The following is an 11154-nucleotide window of genomic DNA, read 5'->3' as shown; positions in this document are numbered from 1 at the left end:
GGTGGAGGCAGATGCGGTCGCGGCCCTCGCGCTTGGCGCGGTAGAGGGCCTCGTCGGCGGTGAGCAGCAGCTGCTCCGGGGCGAGGATGGCGCGGTGGGGGAAGCTGGAGACGCCCAGGGACGCGGTGACGCGCAGGGCGCCCTCGGGGCCGGCGTGCAACTCGTTGATTCCCTTGCGGATTCTCTCCGCCACGGTGAGGGCGCCGGGCAGGTGGGTGCAGGGCAGGAGGATGGCGAATTCCTCTCCTCCATAGCGGGCCACCAGGTCCGTCTCACGCACGCTGTGCTGGAGGGAGGCCGCCACCTCCCGCAGGACGCGGTCCCCTGCCCCGTGGCCGTGGGCGTCGTTGACGTTCTTGAAGTGGTCCAGGTCCACCAGGATGAGCGACAGGCTCTCGTCGTAGCGCTGCGAGCGGCGGAACTCCTCGCGCAGGCGCTCCTGGAAGTAGCGATGGTTGTGCACCTGGGTCAGGCCGTCCGTCACCGCCAGGCGCCGCAGTTCCTCGACCTGGGAGTGAAGTGACCTCAACCGGGAGTGCGTTTCCAGGCTCCGGTAGAGCCTCAAACGCAGCTCTTCGTCGTCCCAGGGGGTCAGAATCACCTCAGCCCCCCTGCGCAGCGCGGCCAGGCGCAAGGCGCGGTCTTCCGGCGGCGCCAGGACCACCACGGCGGGTCGGGGCGCCGGTTGTGGCGGGGTGAGGGCCTCCAGGAGGCGCTGGGCCTGCGCCTCGCCGGGGCCGCCGGAGCAGAGCAGGACGCCGTCTACCTCCTGGGTCAGCCCCAGCGCCTCCGGCCCGGACCGGGCTACACGGAGCGCGAAGTCCTCCGGGCCGAGCGTGCGCACCAGCTGAGGCAGCAGTGCCTGCGAATCGTCCACGACCAGAAGCGTGTAGGGCTGGGTTTTCACCGTGTCCCCATAAAATGATGACTAGGCGGTACTATAGGGGTTTCCCACGAGAAGGGCCAAGGGGTTTGCCAGCGAGTAGGCCCTCTGCTAGCGAGCCCGCGTTTCCTTCCTGACGGAACGCGCGCGACATGACGACCGTGGCCAAGTACCCGAGCATCAGCCTCTTCTTCCCCGCCTGGAACGAAGAGGACTACGTGGAGCGCGCGGTGAGCCGCGCACTGGAAGTGCTACCGAAGCTCACCGACGACTTCGAAATCATCGTCGTCAATGACGCCTCCACGGACCGGACCCAGGAGGTCTGCGACGCGCTGGCGGCGAAGGTGCCTCAGTTGAGGGTCATCACCCACCCCGTGAACCTGAAGCTGGGCGGGGCGATGCGCACGGGGCTGGCGGCGAGCACGAAGGACCTGGTGCTGTACTCGGACATCGACCTGCCGTGGGACATGCGCGAGCTGGAGCGGGCGCTGCACCTGATGAACTACCTGGAGGCGGACATGATCTGCGCCTTCCGGTTCGACCGCACGAGCGAGGGCTCCAAGCGCATCGTGTACTCGTTCGTCTACAACCTGCTCATCCGGGCGCTGTTCGACATCCAGATCAAGGACGTGAACTTCAGCTTCAAGCTGATGCGCCGCCAGGTGCTGGAGTCGATGGAGCTCAGGAGCCAGGGCTCGTTCATCGACGCGGAGCTGGTGGTGAAGGCCATCCGCAAGGGCTTCCGTGTGTTCCAGATGGGCGTGGACTACTTCCCGCGCACGCGCGGCATCTCCACGCTGGCGTCACCGTCCGTCATCCTGAAGATGGTGAAGGAGCTGGTGGCGCTGTACCCGGAGACGCGCTCGCCGTCGCCGCCGATCAAGCCGGTGCGCCTGCCGCCGTCCGTGCAGCAATTGCGTTCGGTGCCGGGCCAGGCGGGGCGTGGGTAGGACGGACATGGCGCCGCGCACCCGCCTCATCGTCAACGCGGACGACCTGGGCCTGCATCCGTCGCTGGACGCGGGCATCCTCAAGGCGCACCGCGAGGGCATCGTGACCAGCGCGACGCTGCTGGCCATGGGCCCTTGCGCGGCGGAGGCCGTGGGCCGGGCGAAGGCGCAGGGGCTGGCGGTGGGCGTGCACCTGGCGCTGTCCACGCGGCTTCCCTGCGCCGCCCCCGCTGAGGCCGTACGGACGGTGGCACCGGGCGGACGGCTCCGGGGAAACTGGGCGGAGTTCGCGAAGGCGTGGATGACGGGGCGGGTCCGGAGAGAAGAGCTGGAGCGGGAGCTGTCCGCGCAGCTCGCCCGCGCGCGGGAGCTGGGCGCGAAGGTGGACCACCTGGACGGGCACCAGCACCTGCACCTGTTGCCGGGGGTGCGGCCGGTGGTGGAGGGCATCGCCGCGCGCGAGGGCCTGCCCCTGCGGTGGCCGGATGCGCTGCCGCGCGCGTCGTGGCTGCGGGCTCCCGGGCCGGCGTTGAAGACGACCGTGCTGGCGGTGCTCGCGCGGACGGCGCCTCGGGCCCGGCAGGGCGTGCGTCGGGTCAGTGCTGGAGGAGTGTTCGAGGCGGGCCGGCTGGATGAGCCCGCGCTGCTCGCGGTGCTGGACTCGCTGCCGGCGGGGGACTTCGAGCTGGGGTGTCACCCTGGTGAGGGGGCTCCGCATGTGCCGGAGGATCCGGCGTGGACCTATGGCTGGGAGGCGGAGCTGGCCGCGCTCACCAGTCCCCGCGTGAAGGCGAAGCTCGTGGAGCGGGGCATCTCGCTCGCGAACTACGGCGAGCTGGGCTGACGAGCCGCGGAAACCTGTCCGACTGTCGGACAGGTTTGGAGGTGGCCCGCCACGCACGCGTGGGCTTCTTCAGCGGGCCTCGGCGTCGTAGAGCAGGTGCGGCGTGGTGTAGCCCGCGCCCAGGCCCACCACTTCACGCACCTCGAAGCCCGCGTCCCGCAGGAGCCGCACGCCGTCGACTCGGGGCTTGAGCACCATGCCGCCGCTGGCCTTGGTGCGCCCCAGGAGCGACACCATCACCCACTCCTGCGCGAGCGCCTTGGCGTGCTTCCAGGAGCGGTCGCCTTCCACTTCCTTCAGGAGGAAGCGGCCTCCGGGCTTGAGCAGGCTTCGGATGGACTGGAGGAAGCCGGGCCACCGCTCATCGGGCAGCAGGTACAGCACGTCGCAGACGACCACCGCGTCGAGGGTGTGCGGTTGCGTCTTCGCGAGTTCTTCCACGGAGCCCACGTCGAGCGTCACGTTGGGCAGCCCCGACAAGGCCTGCTTCGCCCAGTGCACCTTGCGCTCATCCAGGTCCACTCCCAGCACCCGGCGCTCCGGCACCGCGAGCGCCATCACCGCGGACAGCAGGCCGTGCCCGCAGCCGATGTCCGCCACCGTCCCTGATGGCAGGCGCGACGCCACCGCGAGCAGCGGGGCCGAGGACGCCCGCGCGTGCACGTGGAAGCGCTCGCTCGCGGGCAGGTGCGCGTAGAGCTCCAGCGCCTGGGACATGAGCCCGCTCATGACGCGGCCTCCACGCTTGGTGCCACGGCTCGTCCCATCCGTCCGCTCATGACACGTACTCCGCCGCTCCGTACGCCGCCGCCAGCGCCAGCATCACGCATGCGCTGGTCGCGAGCACTGCCCACCTCATGCGCGGTCGTTCCTTGAGCAGCAGCGCCAGCGTGAGGAACAGCGGGAAGGCGGCCAGCAGGTAGCGCCCCATGCCCATGAAGTCCTTGCTGGACAGGGCGGGCAATCCCACGATGGCCAGCGTGTACACGCCGTAGCCCCACCCCAGCCGCTTCGCCGTGGGCCACACCAGCGCGAGCGCCCCCACCGTGACGGCCGCGTGCCCCACCAGCCTGAAGCCGTCCGACAGGGACATCTCCCGGCTGAAGCCCTGGAACCAGCGCAGCTTCGCCCACGTGCGCCAGCCCGGCTTCTGGTCCCACCCCGGCGCGGACTGCACCTTCACGAACGCGAACGGCTCACCGAACGCCTTCCACTGATAGAGCACGTACAGCACGAAGCCCGCCGCCGCGAACACCGGCAACAGGTCCATCAGGCTCCACTTCAGGCCGCGCTCGTGCTTCCACTCCAGCCGCCGCGCCAGCAGGCCCACCACCAGCGCGGGCGCCACCGGCCGCGCTGCCGTGGCCACCGCAGCGAGCAGCACCGCCCACCCCAGCTGCCCCCGCTCCAGCAACAGGAACGCTCCGATGATGAGCAACAGGAACAGCGCGTCCGAATACATGGCCCCGTAGAGGAAGAACGCGAACGGATAGAACGCCAGCAGCAGCCCCGCGTTCCTCGCCGCCTCTTCATCCGCCCGCGTGCGTGCCCACAGCGTGAAGACGTACAGCGCGCCCAGGCCGCTCAGCATGGTGACGACCACGCCCGCGAGGAACGTGTCCACGTGCAAGAGGCCCAGGCCGCGCAGCACCAGCGGGTACAGCGGGAAGAACGCCACCGAGCTCTGCTGGCCGGGCGTGTAGCTGTAGCCCGCCTGCGCGATCTGCGCGTACCAACCGGCGTCGAAGTGCGTCCAGCCCAGGAGGAGGGGTGCGCCCGGCCACGTCAGCCGCGCGGGGCTGTAGCCCTGCGGGAACGCAATCGCGGACACCGTCACCAGCGCGGTGCACACCGCCAGGGCCGCGAGCCCGGCGATCAGAACAACACGAGGAGCGGAACGAACCATGTGGGGCATGCCCCTTGGTCCAGAACCGCCCCTCGCGTCAAGTCAGGCCCGGAAACAGGGAGAGCGCCGGGAACCGGCATCTCCCCTGCCCCGGTGCGTCATGCGCTCAGGACTCGTAGAAGCCCTTGCCGGCGCGCACCTTCTCCACCAGCAGCGGCGCGGGCGTGAAGCGCTCGCCGTACTTGTCTTGATAGTGCTCCAGCTTGCGCAGCAGGTTGGCCGGGCCCAGGGCGTCCGCGTACCGGAACGGGCCGCCCAGGAACGGCGGGAAGCCCAGGCCGAAGATGGCGCCCACGTCGCCGTCGCGCGGGCTGCGCAGGATGCCTTCACCCAGGCAGCGGATGGCCTCGTTCACCATCTGAAGCGCGACGCGCTCGGCCATCTCCGCGGCGTCCAGGGACTTGCGGTCCTTGCCGTGCGGAAGGAGCAGGTAGACCTGCGGGTCCACCTCCTTCTTCTTCCCGTTCTCGTACAGGTAGAAGCCCTTGTTCGTCTTGCGGCCCAGGCGGCCGTCGGACACCACGCCCTCCAGCGCCTTGGGCGCCGCCATGCGCTTGCCGAACGCGGCCTCCATGATGGGCCCCACCTTCTGGGCCACGTCGATGCCCACCTCATCCAAGAGCGTGATGGGTCCCACGGGGAAGCCGAAGTCCACCAGCGCCTTGTCCAGTTGGACGATGTCCGCGCCTTCCGCCAGCAGGTACGCCGCCTCGTTCATGTACGGCGCGAGGATGCGCGACGTGTAGAAGCCCGGCCCGTCGTTGACGACGATGACCGTCTTGCCCTGCTTCTTGCCCACGTCCACGCAGGTCGCCGTCACCCACTCCGCGGTGCCCGGGTGCGTGATGATCTCCAGCAGCGGCATTTTGTGGACCGGGCTGAAGTAGTGCATGCCAATCACCTGCGAGGGGCGCTTGCTGCCCTTCGCCAGCTCGCCAATGGGCAGGCTGGAGGTGTTGGACGCGAAGATGGTGTTCTCGCCGGTGACGGCCTCCACCTCCGCGATGATCTGGTGCTTGAGCTTCAGGTCCTCGAACACCGCTTCAATCACCAGGTCCACCGACTTGAAGCCGCTGTAGTCCGTGCCCGCGGTGATGCTGGACAGCTTCGCGTTCGACTCGAGCCGGGTGAGCGAGCGGCGCTTCACGCGCTCATCCAGCACCGTCTGCACCTGCTTGAGCGCGCGGCCCGCGCCCGCGTCGTCCCGGTCCTTCACGCGCACGGGCACGCCCTGGAGCACGCCGGCCACGTAGGCGATGCCGCCGCCCATGAGGCCGCCGCCCAGCACGCCCACCTTCTTCACCTCGCGCGGCTTCAGCTTGGGGTTGGAGGTGCCGTTCTCCTTCTTCAGCGCCGTGGTGGCGAAGAAGATTTCGACCAGGCGCCGCGACACGTCCGTGAACACCAGCTCGCCAAAGGCCTTCGCTTCCGCCTCCAGGCCCGCCTTGCGGCCGGACTCCAGGCCCACGCGGATGACCTGCAGCGCCTTCTCCTGCGCGGGGTACTTGCCGCGCGTCTTCTTCAGGAGCTGCTTCTTCGCCTGGTCGAACATCACCTTGCGGCCGAGCGGGTTGTCCTCCAGCGCCGCTTCCGTCCACAGGTCCTTGCTGATGAGGCCCTGGAAGAGGCCCGCGAGGCCCTTCTTCTTGCTGCTCTGGGCCACGGCCTTGAAGCCCTGGTGCGCGCGCTCCACCTTGAGCGTGCCCGCGGCCAGCTCCGCCGCGCGCTTGAGCGCGATGTCCTTCAGCATGGGCACGGGCACCACTTCATCCACGATGCCCAGCTTCTTCGCCTTGGACGGCTTGACGTTCTTGCCGGTGAGGATGAGGTCCAGCGCCGCCTGCGCGCCAATCAGCGCGGGCAGCCGCTGCGTGCCGCCGGCCCCGGGGATGAGGCCCAGCTGCGTCTCCGGCAGGCCCACCACCGACTTGGGGCTGTCCGTGACGATGCGGTAGTGGCACGCGAGCACCCACTCCAGACCACCGCCCAGGCACGCGCCGTGGATGGCCGCGACCACCGGCTTGGAGTAGGCCTCCAGCCGGTCGAACTCCGCGTGCGCGGCGCGGCTGATGGCCTCCACGTCCGCCGGGGACTTGATGGTCTGGAGGAAGTCGATGTTCGCGCCGGCGACGAAGTTGTCCTTCTTGCCGGAGATGAACACGACGGCCCTCACCTCCGGGTCCCGCTCCGCCTGAAGGAGCAGGTCGGAGAACGCGGCGCCCACTTCCGGGGACAGCGTGTTCACCGGCGCGCCCGGCTGGTCCACGGTGATGACCGCGACGCCGTTCGTGACGTCGTAGCTCAAGCCCTGCTTCGCTTCGACTGCCTCTTGCTTGGTCGCCATCACGCACGCTCCAGGATGACCGCGGCGCCCAGGCCACCCGCGGCGCAGACGGTGCACAACACCGTGTTCTTGTTCCGACGCTTCAGCTCATTCAGGGCCTGCGTGATGATGCGCGCGCCCGTGGCACCGAAGGGGTGCCCGATGGAGATGGAGCCGCCCGTCACGTTCAGGATGGACCGGTCCACCTCGCCCACCGGCGCGTTGAAGCCCGCCTTCTTCGCGAACTCCTTGGACGCCAGCGCCTGGAGGTTGCTCGCCACCTGCGCGGCGAAGGCCTCGTGCATCTCCACCAGGTCGATGTCCGCGAGCTTCATCCCCGCGCGCTTGAGCGCCACGGGCGCCGCGTACGCCGGGCCCTGGAGCAGCTGGTCCCCCGGGTCCGTGGCCGCGAACGCGTGCGAGCGCAGGAAGCCCAGCGGCTCGTAGCCCAGCGCCTTCGCCTTCTCCTCGCTCATCAGCAGCAGCGCCGCGGCGCCGTCCGTCAGCGGGGACGCGTTGCCGGCGGTGACGCTGCCATAGCGGCGGTCGAACACCGGCTTGAGCTTGGAGAGCGCCTCCAGGCTGGTGTCGTCGCGCACGATGTTGTCCTTCGTGGCGGTCTGCTCGTACTTCGGCGGCACGGTGACGTGCATCACCTCACCGTCGAACAGGCCCTCCTTCCACGCCCGGGCCGCGTTCTGGTGCGAGTTGAACGCGATGAGGTCCTGCTCCTCGCGGGTGATGCCGTTCTCCTTGGCCATCTTCTCCGCGCTCTCACCCATGGTCTCGCCGGTGGAGTACTCGGCGATGGCCGGGGGCACGGGGATGAGGTCCTTGGCCTTGAGCTTCTGGAAGGGCTTGAGCTTGTCCGGCAGGCTCTTGCCCTTGGACGACGCGGCCAGCGCGTGCGCCAGCGGGCGGCTGGTGAAGATGGGCGCGTCGGACAGGGACTCGGTGCCGCCGGTGATGACGACGTCCGCGTCTCCCAGCGCGATGGCGTTGGCGCCCGCCACCATGGACTGGATGGACGTGGCGCAGGCCCGCGCCACCGTGAAGGCGTCAATGCGCTTGGGCAGGCCCGCCGCCAGCACCACTTCGCGCGCGATGGACGGCGCGGTCAGCGTGGGGATGACCTGTCCGAAGACGACCTGGTTGATTTCGTTGGGGTCCAGGTCGCTGCGCTGCACCAGCTCCTGGACCACCATGCGGCCCAGGTCCAGCGCCGTCAGGTTCGCGAAGACGGTGCCCGCCTTCGCGAACGGCGTCCGCAGTCCGCGAACGATGGCCACCCGCCGGTGGCCGTTGCGCTTCTCGCTTGCCATGTGTGCCTCACCCTCTGTGAAACGAGTGAGGCGCTTCTAACGGCGGGCAATGCACCGCGTCAATGTCGGATTGATTCTTGAGTCAACTGCTCGCCAGTCGGCCGGGCGGGGGATTGTTCAGCCGAGCGTGCCCTGGCGGAGGGCGGCGCCGTGCTTGTGGACGGCCTCCACGAGGAACTTCGCGGCGTCCGGGTCGGTGGGCGGGAGGATGCCGTGGCCCAGGTTGAAGATGTGCCCGGTGGGGCCGGCGCGGCGGAGGATGTCCTTCACACGACCGTCCAGCTCCTCGCGGGGCAGGAAGAGGTGGAGCGGATCCAGGTTGCCCTGGGTGGCGACGTCCGGCCCGAGGATGCGGCGGCCCTCGTCCACGGGGCAGCGCCAGTCCAGGCCGATGACGTCCGCGCCGGTGCGCTTCAGGAGCGGCAGGTGCGGCGTCATGTTCACGCCGAAGAGGATGACGGGGACGCCCGTGGCCTTGAGCTCCGTCACCATCTCGGTGAGGTACGGGAGGCTGAAGCGTTCGAAGTCCCAGGGGGACAGCTCGCCGCCCCAGGAGTCGAAGATTTGAACAATCTTCGCGCCGGCCTCCACCTGCATCTTGAGGTACGGGATGAGGGTGTCGGTGAGCTTCCGGAAGAGGCGGTGGGCGACTTCCGGCTGCTCGAAGAGCAGGCGCTTGATCTGGATGTAGCTCTTGGAGCCGCCGCCCTCGACCATGTACGCGGCCAGGGTGAAGGGCGCGCCCGCGAAGCCGATGACGGGCACGGAGTCGTTGATGGCCTTGCGCGTGCGGCGGATGGCCTCGGCGACGAAGCCGGTGCCTTCGACGGGGTCGGGGACGCCGAGCTTGTCGATGTCCGCGGGCGTGCGCAGCGGGTTGGGGAAGTGGGGGCCCTTGTCGCCCAGCTCCAGGTGGATGCCCATGGCCTCCACGGGGATGAGGATGTCGGAGAAGATGATGGCCGCGTCCACGCCCAGGCGGGTGATGGGCTGGACGGTGACTTCGGCGGCCAGGTCCGGGTTCTTGCAGAGGTCCAGGAACGCGATGTTGCCGCGGATGGCGCGGTACTCGGGCAGGTAGCGGCCCGCCTGACGCATCAGCCACACGGGGGTGGTGTCGGTGGGCTGGCGGCGCGCCGTGCGCAGGAGTCGGTCGTTCACGTCGTCACCTTCGAGGGGCGGGAGGGAGTCACGGGCTTCACGGCCCGGGGTGTACCCTATCTCCATGACCCGGTTGAACCGCTACGTTCCGAGCCTGCTCGCGCTCGCATGCATGGCCTGTGCGGCGGGGCGGACGGCTGCTCCCGCCCGGCCTCAGTGGCCGCTGTCTCATGAGTTGGTCCGCTGGGAGCCGGTTCCCGGGGCGAGCGTCGTGGCGCCTCGGGTGCCTCCTGGGGCACCTCGGGTCGACCCTGCAGGGGTCTATTCCGGATGTAAGGACATCAACCCCGCTGACGTAGCCGGCATCGAGCCCCAGGTCACGGCCTACGTCACCTGCTCGTGGCACCAGTTGGACTTGGGCCGACAGCTCAACATCGACCTGGCCACCAATGCCTATGGACTCCACGCGTCGTCAGAAGAGAAGCGTGAGCAACTCCGAGTGACGCTGCTCCAGCAAACCGGCATTCCAGAGAAGGAGCTCACCCGGTTACCCGCCCCCTGGTTCGGGTGGGAATGGCGCAAGAACGTTCAAGAGTGGCTTGGGCCGCCAGAAGAGAAGCCAGACGGTCCGGGAGAGTTGCTCCGAGACCGCTGGATCGTCGCCGGAACGGGCCTTCTCTTCGTTCAGGTGATCTCCTCGGGAGATGATCCGTTCCCCGAGGGCGAGGCCTTCCTCGAATCGCTGCGGGTCACTGACCTGAACTGACGATTCAGCCGCCGTCCCGTCCGCCGTGGTCGTCGCTGCCGCCGTCGTCGTCTCCACCGCCGTCGTCATCCGCGGGCAGCGTGATGGGCTGGAGCCGCTCCTCACCTTCACGGACACAGACCTCCGTCTCCACGTCCTCCAGGTCGTCGGCCTTGACCTCCAGCGCGTAGCAGCCCGCGGGCAGCGGCCCCAGGCGCACCTCGCCGCTGCTCGTGTCCACCTTCGCGCGGTCTTCTCCCGTACCTCGCAGCTCCACCTCGACGTCGGGCGGGATGGCGCCCAGTTCGTCCCGCACCCTCACGGTGAGGAAGGCCCCGGGCTTCCCCTGGATGTCGCCCACGTCGGTGACCCGGGCGCCCTGCGCCAACACGGGCGTCCTCGCCGCCTGCGTGCGTGAGGCGACCACGTACAGCTCCAGCGACACCGCCGGCACGCCGTCCAGTTCGAAGCGGCCGTCCGCGGCCACCGTCGCGCGCAGCTCCTCATGGCCCAGCACGCTGACTCGCGCCACTCCGGACTCCGCGCCCAGCACTCGGCCTCGCACGGTGCCCGTGCGCAGGTCTCCGTTGTCGAATCCGCCACAGCCCACGAGCGCCAGCACCAGCGCCCTGCCGCATGTCCTGGCTCGCATCAGAAGCGGTACCCTCCGGCCAGCATCAGGCCTCCAAAGCCCACCGTGCGCGTCTGCCCGTCCACCGGGACGTAGGCCCACAACGCCTGTGCGCGCGCCTCCACCATCCACACCGGGCTGAAGCGGAACGACAGTGCGGCCATCCATCCCGGCCAGGCCGTGACGTACTGCTCGTTCCTATCCAACAGCTCCAACTGGAAGGAGCGTTGCAGCCACAAACCGGCCACGCGCGGTCCGGTAGAGAGGCCCAGCCGGCCCCACGTCCACGTGGGCCCCACCGCCACACCCACGAGCAGCGTGCGGTGCCGCACCGGCACGTCTCCGCCTGGATCCAACCGCAGCGACTGACGCCCCTGCCCCGCCGCCACGTCCACCCAGAGGTCCAGCTTCCCGTCCAGGAGCACGCCCTCCCAACCCAGCCCCCCGCC

10 protein-coding genes and 1 pseudogene are annotated in these 11154 nt (G+C 69.4%); 3 read left to right on the top strand and 8 right to left on the bottom strand.

What is annotated here, in order from left to right:
- On the bottom strand, positions 1-907 hold a 907-nt coding region (locus D7Y21_RS37065), incomplete at its 3' end, for a diguanylate cyclase (protein WP_121718207.1).
- A gap of 137 nt (positions 908-1044) precedes the next feature.
- On the opposite strand from D7Y21_RS37065, the gene D7Y21_RS37060 reads away from it, so the two are divergent.
- The gene (locus D7Y21_RS37060) at positions 1045-1833 is read left to right on the top strand and encodes a glycosyltransferase family 2 protein (protein WP_120564171.1); all 789 of its coding nucleotides are present in this window, start codon (positions 1045-1047) and stop codon (positions 1831-1833) included.
- A 7-nt stretch (positions 1834-1840) separates the two neighbouring features.
- Positions 1841-2677: a ChbG/HpnK family deacetylase gene (locus D7Y21_RS37055; protein WP_120563826.1), complete on the top strand. Its 837-nt coding sequence runs from the start codon at positions 1841-1843 to the stop codon at positions 2675-2677.
- A 69-nt stretch (positions 2678-2746) separates the two neighbouring features.
- Here the strand turns inward: D7Y21_RS37055 and D7Y21_RS37050 are convergent, their stop codons facing one another.
- From D7Y21_RS37050 to hemE, 5 genes are all read right to left on the bottom strand, one after another.
- Positions 2747-3406 carry a bifunctional 2-polyprenyl-6-hydroxyphenol methylase/3-demethylubiquinol 3-O-methyltransferase UbiG gene (locus D7Y21_RS37050; RefSeq protein ID WP_120563825.1) on the bottom strand — a complete coding sequence of 220 codons (660 nt, stop codon included), beginning with the start codon at positions 3404-3406 and terminating at the stop codon, positions 2747-2749.
- A gap of 46 nt (positions 3407-3452) precedes the next feature.
- The gene (locus tag D7Y21_RS37045) at positions 3453-4583 is read right to left on the bottom strand and encodes a mannosyltransferase family protein (RefSeq protein WP_121718206.1); all 1131 of its coding nucleotides are present in this window, start codon (positions 4581-4583) and stop codon (positions 3453-3455) included.
- A gap of 106 nt (positions 4584-4689) precedes the next feature.
- Entirely contained in the window at positions 4690-6927 is a 2238-nt protein-coding gene (fadJ, locus tag D7Y21_RS37040; protein ID WP_121718205.1) for a fatty acid oxidation complex subunit alpha FadJ, read from the bottom strand.
- Complete coding sequence (gene fadI / locus D7Y21_RS37035) at positions 6927-8228, bottom strand: acetyl-CoA C-acyltransferase FadI (RefSeq protein ID WP_120563823.1); 1302 nt, start codon at positions 8226-8228, stop codon at positions 6927-6929. Before fadI ends, fadJ begins: the two co-directional genes overlap by 1 nt.
- A 117-nt stretch (positions 8229-8345) precedes the next feature.
- Entirely contained in the window at positions 8346-9389 is a 1044-nt protein-coding gene (gene hemE / locus D7Y21_RS37030) for a uroporphyrinogen decarboxylase (protein WP_120563822.1), read from the bottom strand.
- A gap of 355 nt (positions 9390-9744) precedes the next feature.
- On the opposite strand from hemE, the gene D7Y21_RS41615 reads away from it, so the two are divergent.
- Entirely contained in the window at positions 9745-10095 is a 351-nt protein-coding gene (locus tag D7Y21_RS41615) for a hypothetical protein (RefSeq protein WP_147443220.1), read from the top strand.
- A gap of 4 nt (positions 10096-10099) precedes the next feature.
- Here D7Y21_RS41615 and D7Y21_RS37020 read toward each other — a convergent pair whose 3' ends face one another.
- Both D7Y21_RS37020 and D7Y21_RS37015 read right to left on the bottom strand, forming a co-directional pair.
- Entirely contained in the window at positions 10100-10726 is a 627-nt protein-coding gene (locus D7Y21_RS37020; RefSeq protein ID WP_121718204.1) for a carboxypeptidase regulatory-like domain-containing protein, read from the bottom strand.
- Positions 10726-11154: pseudogene (locus tag D7Y21_RS37015) on the bottom strand (caspase family protein); the annotation flags it as partial. The gene D7Y21_RS37020 and the pseudogene D7Y21_RS37015, both read right to left, overlap by 1 nt.

Source organism: Corallococcus sp. AB045, assembly GCF_003668895.1.
Classification (GTDB): domain Bacteria; phylum Myxococcota; class Myxococcia; order Myxococcales; family Myxococcaceae; genus Corallococcus; species Corallococcus coralloides.
Note: the sequence above shows the minus strand (reverse complement) of the source record. Positions and strands in the feature narration are given on the sequence as shown.